This window comes from Nonlabens sp., from assembly GCF_965657255.1.
In the GTDB taxonomy this organism is placed as follows: domain Bacteria; phylum Bacteroidota; class Bacteroidia; order Flavobacteriales; family Flavobacteriaceae; genus Nonlabens.
Genome location: NZ_CBFHNM010000008.1, coordinates 1 through 21,354, shown reverse-complemented (window position 1 = coordinate 21,354; position 21,354 = coordinate 1). Strand labels below are relative to the sequence as shown.

Genomic DNA, 21,354 nt, shown 5'->3' with positions numbered 1-21,354 from the left:
ACAATAGTTTTGCTTGACAACTCAAATTTTGTCCCGGCTGTCCATTTTTACAACCTTTGCAGCATTTATCTTTTTTTTCTGAACTCATGTTTAAAGTTTTTTGTGTGTTTCGCTTTCGCGAAAGCGAGATGATTATAAAACGCTGCTTTTAGTTAAAACTGCGTGGCCCTAAGAAGGATGCAGTCGTTGTCTCAATTAACTGGTCATTACTATAAATACCTATTTCTACTCGATCTTTATCGCTACTTAAAGCACGAGAATCAATCTCTATAAAAATGGTTCCCTGCGCAAGACCTTGACCATCGATAGTAAAATGATCCTCAGACACTTGTTTAATCGTTCCTTTATGTGATTGTAATTTAAAGCTTACGTTTTCAATATCATTTACTGTTTTATTTACTAGTTTAAAAGTGTACACATTACTGATGATAAACTCACCTTTGTGTTCATACAGCTGTCCAGGTAATCTCAATATATTTGCTTCTACATCATTACGGAGAAACAGCATACCTATTAAAACCGCGGTAAGAATTCCCAATACGACCGTATAGCCTTTTAAACGAGGAGTAAATTTGAACTTCTCTTTCTTTTCAATATTATCTTCACTAGCATAACGTATCAAACCTTTAGGTAAGTTTACAGCTTCCATCATGTGGTCGCATGCATCTATACAAGCCGTACAATTGATACATTCTAATTGTGTGCCGTTACGTATATCAATACCTGTTGGGCAAACATGAACGCATGCAGAACAATCTATACAATCTCCTTTTCCTGTGGTAGCTCTTTCCTCATTTTTCTTAAATTTTGCTCGTCCTTCTTCTTTTTCACCGCGTTTATGATCATAAGCAACGACTATAGACTTTTTATCTAATAAAACTCCTTGTAACCTACCATAAGGACATACTATGATGCAAACTTGTTCCCTAAACCAGGCAAATACAAAATAGAATACACCGGTAAAAATAAGTAGTGATATAAACGTACTCAAGTTTTTAAACGGTCCTTCTGTAATATACCTAATCAATTGATCACTACCGATAAGGTAAGCAAGGAATACATTTGCGATAAGAAAAGAAATGATAAAAAATACCGTCCATTTTAAAGCCCTTTTTTTAATTTTTTCTTTATTCCATGGCATTTTAGATAACCGTATTTGCTTTCCACGATCACCATCGATCCAGTACTCGATACGACGGAAAACCATCTCCATAAATATGGTTTGTGGGCAAACCCAACCACAAAATAAACGACCAAAGGCAACTGTAAACAGTATCACAAATACGACACCTATAATCATTATGATTACAAATAAATGAAAGTCTTGCGGCCAAAATGGAAATCCAAAAATATTAAAACGTCTTTCTAGGACGTTGAACATCAAAAACTGATTGCCTCTTATTTTTATAAATGGCGCTGCAAACAGAAAAGCTAGAAGTACGTAGCTCACATATTTACGATATTCATACCATTTACCATCTGGCTTTTTAGGAAATACCCAAGCACGTTGTCCTTCTTTGTCCAGAGTTCCTATAGTATCTCTAAAATTGTCTTTTCCTTGTTCTGCCATTTTGTAGGGTTGTTATGATTCTAGCATCAGTAAAAAAAGCGCATCTTCATAGGCTTCAACAGAGTGTGGCATATCTAACGGTATGTCATAACTGTCATAAGTCGCAAGGCGTCTACTTTCTGTTTGTGTATTGAAATCTATTTCTCCTTTAATGACCATTAACTTTGCTTTGCAAGGAGCAATGTGTTCTTTTAAAATCACACCACATTTCATACCTATCGCTATCAGTTTTGATCCATCGGTATTAAAAATGTTTTTTACCACCGGTGTGTCAGAAAGTATGGATGCTTTTTCTATATCGTTAAGAGTCATCATAGCATCAATTTTCTTCAGTTATCACTTTCAATTCATCTACATCAATAGCTGGATGATTTAGAGAGTCTTGTACAATCTCATTGATTTGAGATTCAAAAACTTCTTTTTGAGGAGCATCTGGATCGATCCATATGTCACCTTCGGCAGCTTTAGGTTCTGCAGCAGTCGTTCCTTGAAATCCTAACACATAACTTGCTACTTGCGCCATTTCTACTGGTTTTAAATCTTGTTTCCATGGCACCATTCCTTTACCGGATCTACCACCTTCAGAAATGGTGTTAAATACGTTTTTGATTCCGCCACCTAGAATCCAGTGTTGATCGGTTAGGTTAGGACCTATTCCACCACCACCATCTGCTTTGTGACAGGCCACACAGTTGCTTTCAAAAATTGTTTTACCAGCACTAAGGTCTGAGGCATCAGTAAGTAAGATAACTGTGTTGACATCTACGAGGTTTTTGGCTGTTTTTTTCCATTCGTCTATTTCTATTTGAGCGGCTGCTACAGCTGTTTCATATTCTTCATGTTGATTGTAATCATGGAATACCTCAAAACGTACTAAATAAATAACGCCAAATAGAATACTTGCATAGAATCCATAAACCCACCAAGGCGGTAAATTGTTATCTAGTTCTTGAATTCCATCATAATTATGATCTAATATGATTTCATGCTCTTCTTCAATCTCTTTACTATCTAGAGATTTTTTGTAAAGACCTTTGATCCATTTAAATTGATTCGCTTTCGCGGAAGCGGTATTTTTATCAAACTTTTCTTGAGCTTCTGGTTTTAAACTTAAGTACAAAACTCTATTCAAAGCGCCTAAACTAGCTTCTCCAACTATGTAGAATAAGATGATTACTGCATAAGCATACCATAACCATGGAAGGGCTTCAAAGACAGATACATCTTCTGTATTACCTATCCAGTTGAAAAAGAAATAAGCTAGTATAGCAAATACAAATGTTCTTATATATGATGCGGTAGTATTCATAATTTGATATCGTTATTAGTTATAGCTTCATCATTTAAAGGGATGTTACTTACCTCTTCTATATGATCTTTTTTAGCTGTAAATACCCACCAAAAAAGCGCGCTGAAAAAGATGAAAAATATGAGTAATGAAATGATGGGATATATTTCTACGCCATCGATTTGTTCTAGATTTCCTTTGATAAATTTTAACATCGCTTATTCGTTTATGTTTACAACAGTTCCATCTGGATTGGTAACTTTTATATCTGTACCCAATCGCTGTAAGTAGGATATAATCGCTACCACTTCACGATCGCGCATTTCTACAAAAGGAAGATTATTTTCTTTTGCGTACTGCTTGTCAGCCTCATAGGTCTTGACAAAATCGGGATCGCTGTAAAGGTTTTTTTCAATTTGCGTACCTTGCTCTTGCATCCATTCTTGTGCACGGTCTATTTCCTCCTGACTGTATGGAACACCTAGCGTTAACATAGCTTCCATTTTTGTTTCTGTATTACTCTTATCTAGTTCATTTTTAATCAACCATTTATAAGAAGGCATGATAGATTTCTCATTCATCCTTTGTGGATCGTAAAAGTGATTTAAATGCCAGTTGTCGCTGTATTTACCACCTACACGCATAAGGTCTGGACCAGTACGTTTGCTACCCCATAAGAAAGGGTGATCGTATACATATTCTCCTGCTTTGGAGTATTCTCCATAACGCTCTACTTCACTTCTAAATGGTCTTATCATTTGTGAGTGACAACCGACACAACCTTCACGTATATAAATATCTCTTCCTTCTAACTCTAGCGGCGTGTAAGGTTTTACACTGGATATCACCGGTATGTAATCATCTACCATTAAAGAAGGTATAATTTGAACCATTCCACCTATTAGAATTGCTATGGTAGCATAAATGGTAAGTTTCACAGGTCTTCTTTCTAACCAAGTATGGTATGCTTCTTTAGGAGTACGTTTATTAGTCACGTTAGATAATGCAGCAGCTTCTGCAAGTTCATCAGTCACAACACTACCAGCTCTAGCAGTGCGTATTAAGTTGTACACACCTATCAATGCACCTGTTATATAAAGTGTACCACCTATGGCTCTCATCCAGTACATAGGCATAATTTCAGTAACGGTTTCTAAAAAGTTACCATAAGTAAGTGTGCCATCAGGATTAAATTGTTTCCACATAGAGGCTTGAACAAATCCTGCAACATACATAGGAAGTGCATATAAAATAACTCCTAAAGTACCTACCCAAAAGTGAACATTAGCCAATTTTGTAGACCATAAATCTGTTTTAAATAATTTAGGAACTAACCAGTAAATCATACCGAATGCCAAGAAACCATTCCAAGCTAAAGCACCAACGTGAACGTGTGCAATAATCCAGTCGCTAAAGTGTGCTATAGCGTTAACGTTCTTAAGAGAAAGCATTGGGCCTTCAAAAGTTGCCATACCATATCCAGTAATAGCGACTACCATAAATTTTAAAACAGGATCTGTACGCACTTTATCCCATGCACCTCTTAAGGTAAGAAGACCATTGATCATTCCACCCCAAGATGGCATTAATAACATGATAGAAAAAGCAACACCTAAATTTTGAGCCCATCCTGGAAGCGCAGAGTATAATAAATGGTGAGGTCCAGCCCATATATAAATAAAAATCAATGACCAGAAGTGAACTATAGATAATCTGTAAGAATAAACAGGTCTATTTGCTGCTTTGGGAACAAAATAATACATCAAGCCTAAAAAAGGTGTGGTCAGAAAAAATGCTACAGCATTGTGACCATACCACCATTGTACTAGAGCATCTTGAACACCTGCATAAGCAGAGTAACTTTTAAAAGCACTTACTGGTAACTCTATACTATTAACAATATGAAGCACAGCAACAGTTACAAATGTCGCTAGATAAAACCAGATCGCTACATATAAATGTCGTTGTCTTCTTTTTATCATTGTACCTATCAAGTTGGCACCGAAGGCGACCCAAATCAAAGCAATAGCGATATCAAATGGCCATTCTAGCTCTGCATATTCTTTAGAAGTAGAGTAACCTAATGGTAGTGTGATAGCAGCACCAACTATTATAGCTTGCCAACCCCAAAAATTAAGATTGCTTAACCAGTCTTTCCACATACGTGCCTTAAGCAAACGTTGAGTAGAATAATAAACACCAGCAAAAATGGCATTACCAACAAAAGCAAAAATAACAGCATTAGTGTGCAATGGTCTTAAACGTCCATAACTTAACCAGGAAACACCATCGGTTACATTAGGAAATAAATACATATAAGCAAGTAAGAGTCCAACACTCATACCTATAACACCCCAGAACAATGTTGCGATGATAAATTTGCTTACGATTTTATTATCGTAGTAAAATTTTTGTACTTCCATAATTATTTAGATTCTTGATTTAGGTTTAAGGCTTGTTGTTCAGGTTTTGTTTTTTCTTTTATTAATTCATCATCAAATAGCATTCTCACTGATGGTGTGTAGGTATCATCATATTGACCAGATTTAACTGAAAAAAGAAATGCTGCGAGAAAGATGAGAGCAACTACTACACTTATGGCTAAAAGCATGTATATAATATTCATACTGGTTGTTTATTAGATGACAAAATTAAGTTTCAAGCATTTTCAAAAAGATGACTTTTGTCAGCTTTAGACATTTTGTTCATTTTTTTACTTTTAATTAGGTATAGTTTAAACGTTCATGTATAGCAAGGTTACTTGAATTTTTTGCTGCACGGTAAGTAATTGTTTGTGGTAAAATTGAGCCGCTTTTGATAGTTCTACTTTGTTTATAGTTAAGCTTTTGTTTAATTCATCAATAACAGTGTTGCAGCCAGTTATTTTACTAACCATTGAATTGTATAGAGTAGGACACAAGTGGTAACTATTGTAAAGCAGTTGCTCTAATTGATCTACTTGCTCTACTGTATTATGAATCTATGCTTGTAAGGATGAGTTTTCAAGATTTTGATGAATAGAATTGTTGAACAAATAGACTATTTGATTTTCAAAAGAAGTGTCTAACCAAAAATTAAAGTTGAGTTCATTGGTTATTTCAGATGTGTTCTGTGAATTTAAATTCATCATGTTGTTTTTTTAGGGCTAAGTTTTCTACCTAGTAAATAAGTGATTACAGTTGTGAAGATTACTATACTTATAGAACTTAAAGGCATTAAAATAGCAGCAACTACTGGAGCAAGTTTTCCGGTAAGAGCAAATCCTAGACCTATCATATTATAAAAAAGAGAAAATATAAAAGCATATTTAATCGTTTGTAATCCTTGTCTAGAGATGGACAAAAAAGTACTGATGTCCCTAAACCTTGAGGCATCTAGAATTCCATCACAAGCTGGAGAGAATACATTGATATTTTCTGAAATAGTAATACCTACATTACTTTGCGCAAGTGCGCCAGCGTCGTTAAGACCATCACCTACCATTAAAACCGTTTTGCCGGCTCGCTGTTGATTTTTTATATAATTGAGTTTATCCTCTGGTTTTTGATTAAAGAGTAAGCTCTTGTTAATAGGTAATAGTTGAGCCAGATGTTCTCTTTCCCCATCATTATCTCCAGAAAGAATAACAATTTGTGTCGTTTTTTTCAATTGGTTAAAAACTTCTTGAACGCCTTCACGATATTCATTAAAAAATATAAAGCAACCTTTATACGTGTCATTACAGCACACGTGTACCGCCGTGTTTTGATAAGTATTGATCGCTGCACCTTGTTCAGGAGAACCTAAAAATTCAAATGATCCAACTTTAATTTTTTGATTATTAATGGTACCTGAAATTCCCTTTCCTACATCTTCTTGAAAATCATCCAGTGATTTGATATCGTTTTTATCTAACACCGCATAAAGAGAGCGACTTAATGGGTGATTAGAAGAACGTAACGTGCTAGTTAATAAGGACTTTTCTTCTTCTGTAAGTTCGACTCCTTCATAAGTAATCGTGTTCTTTGCATTAGTAGTTAGTGTTCCAGTTTTATCAAAAACGACTAGGTCTATATGTGCCAGTTGTTCAATAGAAGAACTATCTTTCATATACAGTTTATGACGCCCAAAAATGCGTAGCAAATTACCTAGTGTAAAAGGAGCTGCTAAGGCAATGGCACAAGGACAGGCTACTATCAATACAGATGTAAATACATTTAGTGCAATAGTAGGGTCTATAAATAACCATACAGTTGTTGCTATAAAGGCTATAAGCAGCAGCGTTACAGTAAATCGACGGCTTATTTTATCAGTGAGCGATTGAAATACATTTCGTCCTTTTTTGGAAAAAATTTCATTGGACCATAATTGAGTCAAATAACTTTGCTCAACACTTTTCAATACTTCTACCTCTATAGAACCGGCTAGTTGTCTTCCTCCAGCAAATAACGAGTCGCCAGATACTTTTGAAACAGGCTCTGCTTCGCCAGTTACAAAGCTGTAATCGATCAGTGCATTACCTTTAATAAGAATCCCGTCTACAGGCAGTAATTCGCTATTTCTTATCAGAATGCGATCACCTTTTTTCAATTCATTGACCTGAATTTGTTGTTCTTTTTTATCAATGTTTGATTTTTGTTCCGCTTTCGTGCCGTTCTGCAACGGGATAAACTTGGATGATCTCGCTTTCGCGAAAGCGGAATCATCCAAGGCGAGATCAACACCATCATCGCTTTTAAATAATCTAGTTACAGCGATAGGAAAATAAGATTTGTAATCACGCTCAAAAGAAAGAAATGCATACGTCTGTTGCTGAAAGAACCTTCCTAAAAGCAAGAAAAATACCAGTCCAGCCATACTATCAAAAAAGCCAGAACCCCAATCCATTAAAATATCAACAAAAGAGCGCAAGAAAAGAACTGTAATACCGATAACAATTGGTACATCTATATTTAAAATCCTACTGCGCAATCCTTTTATTGCAGAGGTAAAATAATCACGACCAGAATAAAGAACTACAGGTAAGCTAAAGGTAAACATCAACCAGCGGAAGACGTGTTTATAACGTTCTAGCCAGAAGTCACTGACTTCAAAATACTCAGGAAAAGAAAGAAACATGATGTTGCCAAAAGCAAAACCAGCTACACCTAGTTTATAGATAAGACTTCTATCGATTTTGGATTTTTTTTCATCTGTATCTTCCAGTGATAGGTATGGCTCGTATCCTATTCTGGATAATAAGATTACTAAATCTTGTAAACTCATTTCACTAGAGGAATAGGTGATGCGTACTGTTTTTTCTGGAAAATTAACTTGAGATGTTTTAACCGCAGGTTGCAGCTTTTGTAAATTTTCTAAAACCCAAATACAAGAACTACAGTGAATAGTGGGAATAAGTAAAGAGATTACCTGAATACCTTGCTCGTCAAATTCTAATAATTTAGCAACGATTTGTTCATTTTCTAAGAAATCAAATTTTCCTTCTTGATCTACTGGCGTAGTTCCTGGTGTGCGTTCTAGGTCATAGTAGTAAGAAAGATCATTGTCGTTTAAAATATCATAAACCGTCTTGCAGCCGTGACAGCAAAACGCCTTATCCTCGTGTTTGATTAATGTCGTACGACACTCATCTCCACAATGGAAACAGTTATCCATAATTCATTCATTTGCTCCAGTGCCAAAGCACTTTAATTATACCTAATGCAAATATGTGCCGCCTTATGATGTTAAACGATGACATTTATCATCATTAGTAAAAATGAAACACAATAGCGTCTTTAAATTATCACTGATAACTTTTATGATAGAATCTGTTTAATCTAATCTTAAAATTATACTACATTAATTTAACAAGATCACATGCTGTTATTGCTTTGAATTGCGCCTTGTAAACTTTATTTTTAATTTTTGATAAGAATAAATATGAGTCATCCTATAGAAAGCAGGTGTGAGAATTGTATCGTTAGACAGCTCAATACTTTAAAAGCTCTTACTAAAGAAGAGCTGAAGCGTATTTCGGACAGTAAAGAAATGAAAAACATCAAAAAAGGAGCGTCTATTTTTAATGAAGGCGATAGACTTAACGGTGTTTTTTGCGTGAGAGATGGTGTTTCTAAGTTGTCCAAAATGAGTGATAATGGTAAGGATCAAATTGTAAAATTAGCTACAAAAGGAGAGTTGTTAGGTCAAAGATCTGTAATTACTGAAGAGTCTACTAATTTAAGCGCAGTAGCCTTAAATGATATGCAGGTTTGTTTTATTCCCAAAACGCATTTGAAAGATAATATAAGCAACAATATTAAGTTTACTAATGCCATTCTACAACAACTAGCTACAGATTTAAAATTTGCTGATGACGTGATCGTTAACATGGCTCAAAAAAATGTAAAACAAAGATTAGCTGAATCCCTGAAATATTTAGAGGACAATTTTGGGAAAGATGAAGATGGTTTTATAAAAGTTATACTAACTCGCGAGGATATTGCAAACATAGTAGGAACAGCAAAAGAGGCGTGTATAAGACAGTTAACGACTTTTAAAAAATCTGGATGGATAGAAACAGATGGAAAACGAATAAAAATCATAAATGATAAAGCCCTCTATAATATTATAGAAGGCTTTAAATAATATGAATGATTGTAATTATTAGAGTTTAAAACTCATTACTGGTAATTGAGATTGATTTGCAAGATCTTCTGACACGCTACCTATGAAAAAATGTGAAAGCCCTTTTCTTGCATGAGTGCTTATCGCAATACAATTAGCTTTTGTTTCTTCTGCAAATTGTAATAAGCCATCTTCAATATTATAAGCAGCAATAAATGCTACTTGATCGGTTCCACCAGCTGCTGCAAATTCTTCACTCATTTTTTTAAACTCTACAGAGCTTATAAAGTTGTTATGTGGCCTGTTTATAAAAACTGGTTGGATGGAGCTTCCTAATCTAGAAAATATTTGTGAAGCTCTTTGGTAAGCTGACACACTTGCAACAGATAAATCTGTCGCTAGTATCACTTTTTGAAGACTAAATTTATCTGGAGAAGATTTTATAGTTAGAACAGGAGTACTGCTGTTTCTTACCATTTTTTCAGTATTAGATCCTGAAAAAGCACTTTGACTAGGTGTTAAACCTTTGGATCCCATAACGATTAAATCAGCGTTAATAGATTGGGCTAGATCATCTACTTCTTTATAAACCTTATGATGCTTGATGATCGCTTCCATCTTGACATCTATTAAATAGTCCTTGTCTAGAAACGGTTCAAATTTCTTTTTAGAAAGCGCTAACAAGAACATCATTTCATTTGTGTTATCATTAGAAGAATTTGAAATAAGTGATTCTGATAGTTCTAGCATGTGAAGAACATGTAAAGTTGCATCATGCTTTCTGGCTAAAATAGCGGCGGTTTCTAATGCATATTCTGAATGTTTTGAAAAGTCTACAGGAACAATTATGTTTTTCATGTTAAAGGTGTTTAATCGTGTTTTTAATTATCTTCAAAATTAAAAGCTTTCTACTTGAAAAAAGGTGACATATATCACCCTCATGAGATATGTCTATATTAAAAACTTTGTCCTTTAAAAAGTACAGTTTAAAAACTGCTGAGATTGTAGAGTAAGAGTTTGTTTCCAACAAGCAGCCAGGTAGCATTTCTGATTTCATAGATTTTTTAGATCAAAATCTAATTTTGTTTCAGCAAGAACAAATGCATTAAAAAGAAAAAGTCCGATTTTCATTTGAAAATCGGACTTTACTAAAGCGGAGAGTAAGGGATTCGAACCCCTGGAGGTGTGACCCTCAACAGTTTTCAAGACTGCCGCATTCGACCACTCTGCCAACTCTCCTTTATTGCTTAAATAAAATAGCTTTTGTTTAAGCGGTTGCAAATATACATTTATTCTTTTTAAAATAAAGTCTCCTTCAAAAAAAATCTGTAATTAAATTACAGATTTTCAATTTCTATTTTAGGACTGATCTTGCGTCTTATCCCTAGGTTGATGATGCTCTTTTTTATCTTTTACTTGATAGTTAATCTCTTTACCATGTGTCGCCTCTAGATTAATAGCTTGTTCTTTTTTACTTGTTTTTTCTGGATTGGGCTTTTCTATGCTCATAATTTTTATTTTTAAATTAAAAATAATTGGCATCTTATCAACATGATTAACTATTTTTAACCATACAGATGTAAATATTTAATAATTTATTAGTGATTTGGTTAGAAATTAAAAATAAAGACACTAGTTTTAGGTGTAAAAAATTATATATCAAACACTTATATCTGTATTTCTTGATTTTAATTATTATTTATCATGTGAGAGTTTACTATCTCCAGTAATAGGAATTACCGAGCCTGTATAAGTAGGAGCTTTTTCAATGTTCAATTCCATCCAGGCTTTAATATTTGCCAGCCATTCTCTTCTTGAAAAATGTTTGTTTCCGGGATATTCGCGAGCATCTGCAATATAACCTTGCACATTAAGCCCCATGTTTTTACCTATGTAAATAGCTCTAGGTAAATGGAACTCTTGTGTAAAAACGATAGCGCTTTGTACTTGAAAAACATCCCTCGCTCTAAACATGCTGTCGTAAGTGTCAAAACCGGCATGATCTAGGAAAATATCTTCGTCTGGAACGCCTTTTTTGTTGAGGTAGGTTTTCATTGCGTTTACCTCGTCATAATTTTTATCTCCGTGGTCGCCACTCAATAGGAATTTTTCAAATTTCTGATTCTCATAAGCGAGTAAGGCGGCATCTACACGGTCTTGTAAAATGGGAGAAAGGCTTTTATCTGGTTTTACACTTGCACCTAGTACAATACCTGTGTACGCTTTTTCAAGTTGAGAGACATTGGTTTTAATTACATCTCTAGAAGTTCTTTTAACGTGAAGTTGAAGTATAAGTACACCTACGATCCCTATAATCACACTAAAAACAAGAAAGTTTAAAAGTCTACGCATTAATTTAAGATTGTAGGGTTTTGATGTTTGTCATCAGTAACAAATGTAGATATTCCACTGAGTAAAATTTGCAAAGAAAAATATTTTATATAACGCAAAAAAACCTTCTTTTATGTTATCCATTAATAATCTTCTGTTGTACATATTGTTAAGAGAATCTATTAGAATCAGATCGTATGTAGCTTATCTTATTCATTTATCGATGTACAGCATTGAAATTTGTTATCGTAAACTTCTTAGAGAGTAAAATAGGTAGCTTATTTTTGTTATTTATAAAAATAATGGTGGTTAAATTGGTATTTATTGTTCCGCTTTCGCGAAAGCGAAATTCTAAAAATAGCTGCGGTTGTGCAATTGATTTGTTATCAAGACTTACATTAAATTTTTATTTATAATTAGAACGTATGACACATTTGAATAGTATAGAAAGTTTGCAATGGAGATATGCTACTAAGAAATTTGATCCTGAAAAAAAGTTAGATAAAGAGCAATTAGAACTACTGGCTCATGCATTTAATTTAACGGCAACCTCGTACGGTTTGCAGCCATGTCGTCTTGTAATAGTTCAAGATCAGGAGATTAAAGAAAAGATGGTTCCTCATTCTTATGGTCAGATGCAAGTAAAGGATTCTAGTGCGGTGCTGGTCTTGTGTACAACAGCCGTGGATGCAAGTTATGTAAAAGAATATTTTTCTATTGTTAAAAAAGAACGTGGTACACCAGATGAAGTTCTACAACCATTTCAAGACTTTCTAACCGATACTTTTTCAAAGAAAGAAGTAGAAGAAATTGAATTATGGGCAAAAAACCAAGCCTATTTGATCTTAGGTAATCTTCTTACAGTTTGTGCACAGGAACAGATTGACTCCTGTCCTATGGAAGGATTTGTGCCTGATAAAATAGACGACTTATTAGGCTTAAAAGAAAAAAGTCTAAAAAGCACCTTGCTTTTACCAGTGGGATATCGGGCAACTGATGATATGATGTCACAGCTTAAAAAGGTACGCAGGCCAGAACAGGAGATGATTTCTTATTTATAGAAATTGGTAAGATAATGGTCTAATTTATGGTATTAATATACATTTGAATTGAAATTAGATATTTATGAGATCCTATTTTATTTTAATCCTATTATTTGTTTCCTCCTTTTCCATAGCTCAAAATATGAATATGGAAGGTTTAGACCAGGTAACGGATGAGGTCGAGGTAAAGTAGACAATAAAGGAAGTGAAGTTAGAATGGTTGACTAATTTAGATGTTGCAAAGGCAAAGGCAAAAAAAAATAAAAAACCCATTCTTGTTTACTTTACAGGCAGCGACTGGTGTCCACCTTGTAAAAAATTAGAAAAATATTTTTTTCAAACCGATCAATTTGAATCAGAATCAAAAAAATATAATTTAGTATACCTAGATAATCCTTATAGAGACGATATTATTCCTATACAGGAAAAAAAGGAAAATAAAATAATTGCCACAAAATTCAATGTAGACTTTTTCCCAGTTCTAATTGCGTTAGATTATAAAGGTAACGAGTGCAATCGTGTAGAACGTTTTAGTGGAGAAGACGCCACGTATCATTGGAAATTTATGGATAAAAATAAAGGTATTTTTAAACTTTAGGTTTTAAAAGTGATAATAAAAAAAGAGTGGTTTTCTTAAGAAAACCACTCTTTTTTTATTTCTAATTGAACCTTATTTTATTCTATAGTATATTCTGTTTCAAATACTTCAGAAATTCTAAAATATCCGAAAGGAAACTTTTCAGCATCTGTAGTATTGATAATATTACCTCTTACAACGGCTGGCTGCACCGCAAAAGGACCGCCACCGCCGCCATCAGCTTGTTGCAATAATGTTTCATAGAAATTAAAACAGCGCTGGTTAATTCCCATGATACGTATGTTTGCAACGGTACCAGGCTCTAATTCTTCAATAAAGAAGGTGGTTTGAGAACGATTACCATCTGTAAACTCGTCATCACCTATATCTACTTGATCATTTTCATCATCATTATATTCAAAGAGGTAAAAATTTCCTTGTCCTGATGGATCATTAAAAAAAGCTGTGATTTCAGTAATATCATCACCAAAGCCTGAAATTGTTTGTTGTTCTACATCAATTAAAGGAACCGTTTGTTGGAATACTTCAGTTGCTGTGTAAACATCACCATTATCATCAATATTTAACGTATAACTTACAGCGGTAGGATCTGTACTACGAATAAATGGAAAGTTAGACTCATATACACCATCTGCAACAAAGTTTATTGGTATGATCTGACCTGTGTCATTATCTGTTATAGTTATAGTAGCATCATCAACAAAAACTAGATCTTCATCATAAAATCCAGCAGATCTTGTCAACTTTATTATCGTTGATGTTGTTCCCATTTCATTGCGTTCCATAGCAGCATCTATCACTAATCTAGGATCTGAATTATTAAGATCTAATTCTATGACGTCAGAGCAAGAAGCAATTAAAAATAAACCTAATATGTATATAAAATACTTCTTCATCTCTTAAAAATTAAAATTATAAGTAACTGCAGGTACGATACCAAAAATAGAAAGTCTAGTAGCCTCATTTCTATTCGTATCTTCATTCTCACCAAACGTAATACTCACCGCATTTCTTCTATTGTAAGCATTGTATAAACTAAAAACCCAGCTAGATTGCCATCCTTTTTTCTTATCAGGTTTAGGAGTGTAAGTTGCTGATAAGTCTAAACGGTGAACCATAGGAAGTCTACTGCTATTTCTAGCTTCAAAAGTTGGTATAAATAGTCCGTCAAATTCATATTGTCCATTAGGATAAGTAATAGGTTGTCCAGTTTGCAAAGTAAAGTTTGCACCTAGATCCCATTTTCTATTTAAATTGTAATTTGCGGTTATAGTCAGGTCATGGGTTTTGTCCCATGCGGCGCTGTACCATTCTCCATTATTTATGCCAGGTTCTAAAGCAGTTCTTCCAGGTGTGCGTTGTTCACTTCTAGAAAGTGTGTAGGCAATCCATCCTTGTAATTTTCCTTCATTTTTTCTCAATAACATTTCTAGACCGTAAGCTCTTGCTTCTCCTGCCAGTAATATTTGTTCAACCGCATCATTTGCTATTAGATCTGCACCATCGATGTAATCTAGTCTATTTTGTACGGTTTTATAGAAAGCCTCTGTTTCAATACTGTAGTCTCCTATATTTTTGAAAAACCCAGCAGCTACTTGATCGCCTACTTGTGGATCTATAAAAGTGCCGCTAGGTGCGTATAGATCAAAAGGAGTAGGAGCGTTAGTATTAGAAATTAAATGTATGTATTGATTTATACGTTGATAACTGGCCTTGATACTGGTGTCATCATTTATAGAATAAGCTATTGAGAATCTAGGTTCTAGATTAACAAAAGATTTTAATGTTTCACTACGGCTACTGGAAAAGGTTCCTATTTCCTCTGCACTTTCATAAACTTCTAAATCTTGATTATACAAAAGTGCTTGGTTATTTTCGTAAATATTTAAGCTTTCTTGTCCCAATCTATTAAAACTACTAATTCTCAAACCAGCGTTGATGTTGATGTGGTCAGTGATCGCAAACTCGCCATCTGCATAGATGCCATTTTCCCATGCATATTTTTTAATAAGCTGACGATCGTTAATACCACTAGTAGGAGTAGAAGGAGTAATTCTTCCAGGATCAAATTCATAATATATGGAATTGATACCGTATTTCATTTTTACCTTATCATTTACAAAATGCGTTAAATCATATTTTGCATTAAGATTAGTGATACCGCTGTCAAAAGTGAATTCTACAAACTCTAACTCTAGTCCATAATTATAATCGCTGTAAATTACTGAGGCATTTGAAAACCACTTTTCATTAAAAAGATGGTTCCATCTTACATTAACAAAACTGTTGCCAAATGTGTTGCCAAAAAGATTATTCACGTTAAACACATCTCTACCAAAGTAACTGGATAAATAAAGACGATTGTTTTCATCTAGATTGAAGCTTAGTTTTGCGTTTAAATCATAAAAATAAGCCTCATTATCTACATCAAATAAGGGTAGAAATAAGTGCGCATAACTACTGCGTCCACCTATTAAAAAAGATGCTTTTTCTTTAATTATAGGCCCTTCAAAAAGCAATCTGCTAGCTACAAGTCCTATTCCTCCAGTACCACTGAAGTTATTTTTGTTTCCGTCTCTTTGATAAATATCGAGTACACTAGAAACACGTCCACCATATCTTGCAGGAATTCCTCCTTTATACAATTTCAAATCCTTAATCGCATCTGGATTAAAAACAGAAAAGAAACCAAATAAGTGATCACTTCCATATAAGGTAGCTTCATCTAGTAAAACTAGATTCTGGTCTGCTGCACCACCACGAACATTAAATCCAGCAGCACCTTCACCAGCATTACTTACACCAGGTAATAAAGTAAGCGCTTTGATCAAATCTGTCTCACCTAAAACTACAGGTATTTTTTTAATCGTCTCAATAGAAAGAGCGTTCACACTCATCTGCGGAGATTTTGTGCTCAGTTTCTCCACATCAGCTTTTATGACTATCACATCTAGAGCTTCACCTTGCTCTTTCATGGAAATATCTTGCTTCACATTTTCAGTCAAAGAAACTTTTTTTTCAATTGTTTCGTAGCCTATACTAGAATATTGCACGGTATAGTCTCCTGTAGGAAGTGTGATAGAATAATAACCATATTCATTTGTAATCGTTCCTGTTTTCAACTCAGTGATGATTACGTTTACGTTAAGCATGGTCTCACCAGTAGATGCCTCAATAACGGTTCCTGATAAGGTTGCTTTTTGTGAGTACGCTTTCGCGAAAGCGAGAACAGTAAAAACACTTAATAATATTATTTTTTTCAAAAGATGGATCTTATTGCTTAAGAATGAACAGTATAATTATATCTGTTGTACAAATGTAAAATTGCAGTTGAACTATGAAGTCTACTTAACATTTAATTTTGATATCTTTTTCTAATGTTATGCGTACATAGTAAAACACTTTATTAACTTTGATTAAAATTATTCCTATGACAACTACACAACTTACCGACCAACTTTCTTTGCCAGTAGTGGCAGCACCTATGTTTTTGATTTCAGGACCAGAACTGGTTATTTCCTGTTGTAAAAACGGCATTGTAGGAACTTTTCCTGCACTAAATCAACGATCTAGCGAAGGTTTTGAGGAATGGTTGATCCAGATTAAAACAGAGCTAGCGCAATGGGAAGAGGAAACAGGTAAAAAAGCCGCACCTTTTGGCGTTAACTTAATTGTTCACGGTAGTAACCCACGTCTCAAGGCAGATTTAATGTTGTGTATAAAACACAAAGTACCGATGGTGATTACATCATTAGGTGCCGTTAGCGATGTAGTAGATGCGGTGCATAGTTACGGAGGCGTAGTTTTTCATGATGTCATTAAAAAACGTCATGCAGAGAAAGCTCAAGAAGCTGGAGTAGATGGATTAATTTTAGTCTGTGCAGGTGCAGGTGGACACGCAGGAACACACAATCCTATGCCATTTATTAGAGAGGTAAAAGAATTTTTTGATGGAACGATCTTACTTTCTGGCGCTATGAGTTCTGGGCAAGATGTTGCTAGTGCATTACAAATGGGTGCAGACCTAGCCTATATGGGAACACGTTTTATAAACACCGACGAATCAAAAGCTACTGACGAATACCGCGATATGATCATTAATGCGGGCTGTAGTGATATTGTTTATACCGCAGCAATCTCTGGAGTTAGTGCTAACTTTTTAGGAGCAAGTCTTCAGGCAGCCGGTATTACAGAAGAACAAATGAAAGCCAAAGTAAAAATAGACTTTGGAAAAGAAATGGATACCGAGGCAAAAGCATGGAAAACAATCTGGAGCGCTGGTCAAGGAAGTGCGACCATTAAGGACAGTATGCCAGCAACAGACTTGATCAATAGAATGAAAGCCGAATTTAAAACGGCAATTGAAATGCAAGTGAAGAATTTAAAAAAGTATAATTTTTAAATAGAGCGATCAATTAATTCAGTTAAAATGTTTTATAAGGGTAGAATCAATTCTACCCTTATGTATGATAAGTATTTAAAAAAGGAAATTACATAGTTAAATGTTCTTATAACTATTTTATTCTTAAAAGCTAGGAGCATTTTTTCTATCATAAATATCAAGACTTCTAGATAAATTCTTCTTTACCTTTGTCGCATGAGTCACCTAGTACAAATATCCATTTTACCACATCGTTTAGAAGATGAAGAACATATTCTAGATAAGGTTTTTGAAAAAGTAAAGCTAGGTATGGATGATGTTCAAAAATGGAACATTAGAAAGAGATCCATTGACGCAAGACAAAAGAAAGTAAAATACAATCTGCAAATAGAAATCTGGGAAAAAGGAGAAGAAATCACTTCCAGAGAAATTTATAAAATTCAAGATGTTTCTGAAGCAAAAGAAGTAGCTATAATTGGTGCAGGACCTGCAGGATTATATGCAGCGTTGCGTGCAATAGAAGGTGGTATGAAACCTATAATTTATGAACGCGGGAAAGACGTACGTTCTAGAAGACGTGATCTTGCCGCTATCAATAAAAACCATATCGTTAATCCAGAGTCTAATTATTGTTTTGGAGAAGGTGGCGCAGGTACTTATAGTGATGGCAAATTATATACCAGGTCAAAAAAGCGTGGTAACGTTCTTAAAGCTCTAGAATGGTTTGTTGATTTTGGTGCTACTCCAGATATATTAATTGATGCTCATCCACATATAGGAACTAATAAGCTACCTCAGATTATTACGTCCATGCGAGAAACTATTGAAAAGGCAGGTGGACAGGTTCATTTTTCATCTAAAATGACAGATATACGTCATGAAAACAAACAGATTACAGGAATTCAAATTAATGATGGTGAATGGTTGACATATGATAACGTCATTCTTGCGACTGGTCACAGTGCCAGAGATATCTTTTATTTACTCCATAAAAGAGGTATAAAAGTACAGGCAAAACCCTTTGCCATAGGAGTACGTATAGAACATCAACAAGAGTTAATTGACCAGATTCAATATCATGGAGATGATCAAAATCCATATTTGCCACCAGCCAGTTACAGTCTTGTAGAGCAAGTAGACGGAATGGGAGTTTACTCTTTTTGTATGTGTCCTGGAGGTATTATCGCCCCATGCGCAACAGATACTGATGAGGTTGTAACAAACGGCTGGAGTCCTAGTAAAAGAAACAATCCATATGCAAATAGTGGCATTGTAGTAAGTGTATCTCCAGAAGATTTACCTAATTACAGCCCAGAAGATCCTTTTGTGTCACTTAATTTTCAAAAGCAAGTAGAGCATGATTGTTGGGTTGCAGCAGGAAAAACTCAAAACGTTCCTGCACAACGTATGATCGATTTTGTAGAAGGTAAAACTTCTACAGATTTGCCAAAAACATCTTATTTTCCTGGGTTAACAAGTGTAGATTTAAATAAGATTTTGCCAGAGTTGTTAGCCACTCGATTAAGTGCTGCTTTTTTAGCTTTCGGTAAAAAGATGAAAGGTTACTATACAAATGAAGCCATTCTTCATGCTCCAGAAAGTAGAACAAGTTCTCCTGTTCAAATTCCAAGAGATCCATTTACTATGGAACACATAGAAATCAAAGGTTTATACCCTTGTGCAGAAGGTGCAGGATATGCCGGTGGTATTATTAGTGCTGCAATTGATGGGATTAATTGTATGGATCGCGTGATTGTAAAAAATCAAATTTTCTAAGTGCTTATAAAAGCTTTTACATAACATATGTTAGTTATTCAACTAGGGAACTATTTTCCACTAATTTTGTATAGAATCCTTAAAATTTCTCATGTCAACTATCACTTATTACGATTTATCGTTTGCAGAGCTGTTTGTATTTCCTAAATACTTAATAGCACAAGTAAGAGAAGATACAGTTCTGTAGCCTAAGGATAATGAAGAACTGAATAAGATAGCGCAAAAGCATTTTGAAGGTAAGAACTTTATTTATATCTCCAACCGTGTTTTTGATTACAATGTAAGTCCTTTAATCTATCATGAAACTTCAAAAATCTCTAACCTTGTTGGTATTTCAATTGTAACTACTTCTGAAATTGGTAAACGAACGGCTCAGTTTGAAAGCACCTTTTATTCAAAAGAATTTTTTATTGCTTCAAGTATTGAAGATGCCATTAATTGGTCCCTACTTTTATTAGAGCAAACAGATGTGTAATTTAGTTTCGCTTCCGCGAAAGCGAGAATTATAAAGTAAAATATCTCTAATTTTAATCAATAGTTCAAAACGCTAGACACAATTGAGTTATGAAGTAGTTTTCTTCCATTCAAAAAATCTAATTCTATAATAAAACTATAACCTGTAACTTGAGCACCTGTTTGTTTAATTAGAGAGCTAGCTGCTGCTGCTGTGCCACCAGTAGCTAAAACGTCATCATGAATCAATACTTTATTGGATTGTTGAATACAACCCTTTTGAACTTCTAAGGCATCCTTACCATATTCTAAATCATATTCTTTACTCATTATTTCTCCTGGAAGTTTACCTGGTTTACGCATCATTACAAATCTCGCATTTAGTGCATCTGCCATAAGCATTCCAAAAAGAAAACCTCTAGATTCTATTCCTACAACCACATCAATATCCTTATTTTTAAAATTCTCAATCAATTTTTGAGTCATACTTTTTCTAGCAACTTGAGATGCCAGTAAAGGAGATATATCTTTAAAGATTATCCCTGGTTTAGGAAAGTTGGCTACGTCTTTTATGTAGGAGGAAAGTAGGGTTTTATTCATGGTTTAAATATAGAAAACACATTTGTATGGCGCCTAGAAACCTGTATGGTTTTTATAGATAGATTTGTAAAAAAATGAGGAACTCAAAAAAAAGCAACTTTATTACAATTAACGTTGGCTTTATTCTAATAATAAATTATATTTGCAGCCGCTTAAGTAATAGCTTTTGCAACAGGCCTCGTAGCATAACTGAATAGTGCACCACATTACGGCTGTGGAGGTTGCAGGTTTGAATCCTGCCGAGGTCACTAAATCGGAGAATTGATTCAAAGGAATCGGTTCTCCTTTTTTTATGTTCTCTATTTTTATTGATAATGAAGGGATTACAGAAAAAATAGTATTTTCTCTCGTGGTTTGAACTCTATCATTTGGCTTGTCATAACCCAAACCGTTGGGAAACACCAGTTTTTGTAGTTTCTGTTTTTGTTTTAAATCGCCATTTACCCATATATCCTGGAGTGAAGCGGATAGTTGAAGTGCCTTTTCAATCGCATTATTAAGGTTCGAACTAGCAATAGTAGGATTTTTAATTTTTGATTGTAATTCCTTTCTTTGGGTCTCATATGTACCCTTAAACTTTTTGTAGATATCTGCATCTATCTCACCAATGCAGGCTTCCCAAAAAATAGGACAATGATTAATTAGAAAATTTTAATTTTAAACATCAATTGTCATTATGAAGCAAAGTAGATTTACAGAGAGCCAGATTATCAAGGCACTCAAAGAAAA

The 21,354-nt window shown here is 34.4% G+C and carries 18 protein-coding genes and 2 tRNA genes; 6 read left to right on the top strand and 14 right to left on the bottom strand.

The genetic code is table 11. The features are described 5' to 3' along the window. Positions 1–148 precede the first annotated feature (148 nt). The 7 genes from ccoG to ACTF54_RS09990 all read right to left on the bottom strand — a co-directional run bounded on the left by ccoG (position 149) and on the right by ACTF54_RS09990 (position 8,492). Positions 149–1,570 (bottom strand): cytochrome c oxidase accessory protein CcoG, encoded by a 1,422-nt coding sequence (gene ccoG / locus ACTF54_RS10020; protein WP_438969271.1) that lies wholly within the window; start codon positions 1,568–1,570, stop codon positions 149–151. 12 nt (positions 1,571–1,582) lie between these two features. Beyond that, the gene (locus ACTF54_RS10015; RefSeq protein ID WP_347196098.1) at positions 1,583–1,885 is read right to left on the bottom strand and encodes a hypothetical protein; all 303 of its coding nucleotides are present in this window, start codon (positions 1,883–1,885) and stop codon (positions 1,583–1,585) included. A gap of 4 nt (positions 1,886–1,889) precedes the next feature. Next, on the bottom strand, positions 1,890–2,879 hold the full coding sequence (locus ACTF54_RS10010) for a cbb3-type cytochrome c oxidase N-terminal domain-containing protein (protein WP_347196097.1): 990 nt from the start codon (positions 2,877–2,879) through the stop codon (positions 1,890–1,892). Next, complete coding sequence (locus ACTF54_RS10005) at positions 2,876–3,073, bottom strand: CcoQ/FixQ family Cbb3-type cytochrome c oxidase assembly chaperone (RefSeq protein WP_347196096.1); 198 nt, start codon at positions 3,071–3,073, stop codon at positions 2,876–2,878. The genes ACTF54_RS10010 and ACTF54_RS10005 overlap by 4 nt, the downstream gene beginning before the upstream one ends. A 3-nt stretch (positions 3,074–3,076) precedes the next feature. Beyond that, positions 3,077–5,281 (bottom strand): cytochrome-c oxidase, cbb3-type subunit I, encoded by a 2,205-nt coding sequence (ccoN, locus tag ACTF54_RS10000; RefSeq protein ID WP_438969270.1) that lies wholly within the window; start codon positions 5,279–5,281, stop codon positions 3,077–3,079. Positions 5,282–5,283: 2 nt separating this feature from the next. Then, positions 5,284–5,484, bottom strand: a complete 201-nt coding sequence (ccoS, locus tag ACTF54_RS09995; protein ID WP_347196094.1) for a cbb3-type cytochrome oxidase assembly protein CcoS — start codon at positions 5,482–5,484, stop codon at positions 5,284–5,286. Between the two features lie 500 nt (positions 5,485–5,984). Continuing rightward, positions 5,985–8,492: a heavy metal translocating P-type ATPase gene (locus ACTF54_RS09990; RefSeq protein ID WP_438969269.1), complete on the bottom strand. Its 2,508-nt coding sequence runs from the start codon at positions 8,490–8,492 to the stop codon at positions 5,985–5,987. Positions 8,493–8,759: 267 nt separating this feature from the next. Between ACTF54_RS09990 and ACTF54_RS09985 the strand changes: the two genes are divergently transcribed. Continuing rightward, positions 8,760–9,464 carry a Crp/Fnr family transcriptional regulator gene (locus tag ACTF54_RS09985; protein WP_347196092.1) on the top strand — a complete coding sequence of 235 codons (705 nt, stop codon included), beginning with the start codon at positions 8,760–8,762 and terminating at the stop codon, positions 9,462–9,464. An 18-nt stretch (positions 9,465–9,482) separates the two neighbouring features. Here the strand turns inward: ACTF54_RS09985 and ACTF54_RS09980 are convergent, their stop codons facing one another. The 4 genes from ACTF54_RS09980 to ACTF54_RS09965 form a co-directional block, all read right to left on the bottom strand. Further along, positions 9,483–10,301, bottom strand: coding sequence for a universal stress protein (locus tag ACTF54_RS09980; RefSeq protein ID WP_347196091.1), 819 nt, complete (start codon positions 10,299–10,301; stop codon positions 9,483–9,485). 296 nt (positions 10,302–10,597) lie between these two features. Beyond that, positions 10,598–10,682 (bottom strand) — tRNA-Ser (locus tag ACTF54_RS09975). Positions 10,683–10,802: 120 nt separating this feature from the next. Continuing rightward, the gene (locus ACTF54_RS09970; protein WP_438969268.1) at positions 10,803–10,952 is read right to left on the bottom strand and encodes a hypothetical protein; all 150 of its coding nucleotides are present in this window, start codon (positions 10,950–10,952) and stop codon (positions 10,803–10,805) included. Between the two features lie 186 nt (positions 10,953–11,138). Beyond that, positions 11,139–11,795, bottom strand: a complete 657-nt coding sequence (locus tag ACTF54_RS09965) for a SanA/YdcF family protein (protein ID WP_347196089.1) — start codon at positions 11,793–11,795, stop codon at positions 11,139–11,141. A 404-nt stretch (positions 11,796–12,199) separates the two neighbouring features. On the opposite strand from ACTF54_RS09965, the gene ACTF54_RS09960 reads away from it, so the two are divergent. Next, a complete protein-coding gene (locus ACTF54_RS09960; protein WP_347196088.1) occupies positions 12,200–12,835 on the top strand; it encodes an NAD(P)H-dependent oxidoreductase in 636 nt (211 codons plus the stop codon). Positions 12,836–13,022: 187 nt separating this feature from the next. After that, a complete protein-coding gene (locus ACTF54_RS09955; RefSeq protein WP_438969267.1) occupies positions 13,023–13,415 on the top strand; it encodes a thioredoxin family protein in 393 nt (130 codons plus the stop codon). A gap of 77 nt (positions 13,416–13,492) precedes the next feature. Here ACTF54_RS09955 and ACTF54_RS09950 read toward each other — a convergent pair whose 3' ends face one another. Together ACTF54_RS09950 and ACTF54_RS09945 are read right to left on the bottom strand one after the other, a co-directional pair. Further along, positions 13,493–14,311 (bottom strand): DUF4249 family protein, encoded by an 819-nt coding sequence (locus ACTF54_RS09950; protein WP_347196086.1) that lies wholly within the window; start codon positions 14,309–14,311, stop codon positions 13,493–13,495. Between the two features lie 3 nt (positions 14,312–14,314). Next, a complete protein-coding gene (locus ACTF54_RS09945) occupies positions 14,315–16,678 on the bottom strand; it encodes a TonB-dependent receptor (protein WP_347196085.1) in 2,364 nt (787 codons plus the stop codon). A gap of 167 nt (positions 16,679–16,845) precedes the next feature. Between ACTF54_RS09945 and ACTF54_RS09940 the strand changes: the two genes are divergently transcribed. Next, a complete protein-coding gene (locus ACTF54_RS09940; RefSeq protein WP_347196084.1) occupies positions 16,846–17,817 on the top strand; it encodes an NAD(P)H-dependent flavin oxidoreductase in 972 nt (323 codons plus the stop codon). Between the two features lie 195 nt (positions 17,818–18,012). Further along, complete coding sequence (locus ACTF54_RS09935) at positions 18,013–19,572, top strand: NAD(P)/FAD-dependent oxidoreductase (protein ID WP_438969266.1); 1,560 nt, start codon at positions 18,013–18,015, stop codon at positions 19,570–19,572. A 531-nt stretch (positions 19,573–20,103) separates the two neighbouring features. Here ACTF54_RS09935 and ACTF54_RS09930 read toward each other — a convergent pair. Beyond that, on the bottom strand, positions 20,104–20,625 hold the full coding sequence (locus ACTF54_RS09930) for an adenine phosphoribosyltransferase (protein ID WP_347196082.1): 522 nt from the start codon (positions 20,623–20,625) through the stop codon (positions 20,104–20,106). Positions 20,626–20,799: 174 nt separating this feature from the next. Between ACTF54_RS09930 and ACTF54_RS09925 the strand changes: the two genes are divergently transcribed. After that, a tRNA-Arg gene (locus ACTF54_RS09925) sits at positions 20,800–20,873 on the top strand. Positions 20,874–21,354: the final 481 nt, after the last annotated feature.

What these genes read in the sequence shown, in the direction of transcription:
- ccoG (WP_438969271.1), bottom strand. Translation starts at nt 1,570, where the DNA reads ATGGCAGAACAAGGAAAAGACAATTTTAGAGATACTATAGGAACTCTG.
- ACTF54_RS10015 (WP_347196098.1), bottom strand. Translation starts at nt 1,885, where the DNA reads ATGATGACTCTTAACGATATAGAAAAAGCATCCATACTTTCTGACACA.
- ACTF54_RS10010 (WP_347196097.1), bottom strand. Translation starts at nt 2,879, where the DNA reads ATGAATACTACCGCATCATATATAAGAACATTTGTATTTGCTATACTA.
- ACTF54_RS10005 (WP_347196096.1), bottom strand. Translation starts at nt 3,073, where the DNA reads ATGTTAAAATTTATCAAAGGAAATCTAGAACAAATCGATGGCGTAGAA.
- ccoN (WP_438969270.1), bottom strand. Translation starts at nt 5,281, where the DNA reads ATGGAAGTACAAAAATTTTACTACGATAATAAAATCGTAAGCAAATTT.
- ccoS (WP_347196094.1), bottom strand. Translation starts at nt 5,484, where the DNA reads ATGAATATTATATACATGCTTTTAGCCATAAGTGTAGTAGTTGCTCTC.
- ACTF54_RS09990 (WP_438969269.1), bottom strand. Translation starts at nt 8,492, where the DNA reads ATGGATAACTGTTTCCATTGTGGAGATGAGTGTCGTACGACATTAATC.
- ACTF54_RS09985 (WP_347196092.1), top strand. Translation starts at nt 8,760, where the DNA reads ATGAGTCATCCTATAGAAAGCAGGTGTGAGAATTGTATCGTTAGACAG.
- ACTF54_RS09980 (WP_347196091.1), bottom strand. Translation starts at nt 10,301, where the DNA reads ATGAAAAACATAATTGTTCCTGTAGACTTTTCAAAACATTCAGAATAT.
- ACTF54_RS09970 (WP_438969268.1), bottom strand. Translation starts at nt 10,952, where the DNA reads ATGAGCATAGAAAAGCCCAATCCAGAAAAAACAAGTAAAAAAGAACAA.
- ACTF54_RS09965 (WP_347196089.1), bottom strand. Translation starts at nt 11,795, where the DNA reads ATGCGTAGACTTTTAAACTTTCTTGTTTTTAGTGTGATTATAGGGATC.
- ACTF54_RS09960 (WP_347196088.1), top strand. Translation starts at nt 12,200, where the DNA reads ATGACACATTTGAATAGTATAGAAAGTTTGCAATGGAGATATGCTACT.
- ACTF54_RS09950 (WP_347196086.1), bottom strand. Translation starts at nt 14,311, where the DNA reads ATGAAGAAGTATTTTATATACATATTAGGTTTATTTTTAATTGCTTCT.
- ACTF54_RS09940 (WP_347196084.1), top strand. Translation starts at nt 16,846, where the DNA reads ATGACAACTACACAACTTACCGACCAACTTTCTTTGCCAGTAGTGGCA.
- ACTF54_RS09935 (WP_438969266.1), top strand. Translation starts at nt 18,013, where the DNA reads ATGAGTCACCTAGTACAAATATCCATTTTACCACATCGTTTAGAAGAT.
- ACTF54_RS09930 (WP_347196082.1), bottom strand. Translation starts at nt 20,625, where the DNA reads ATGAATAAAACCCTACTTTCCTCCTACATAAAAGACGTAGCCAACTTT.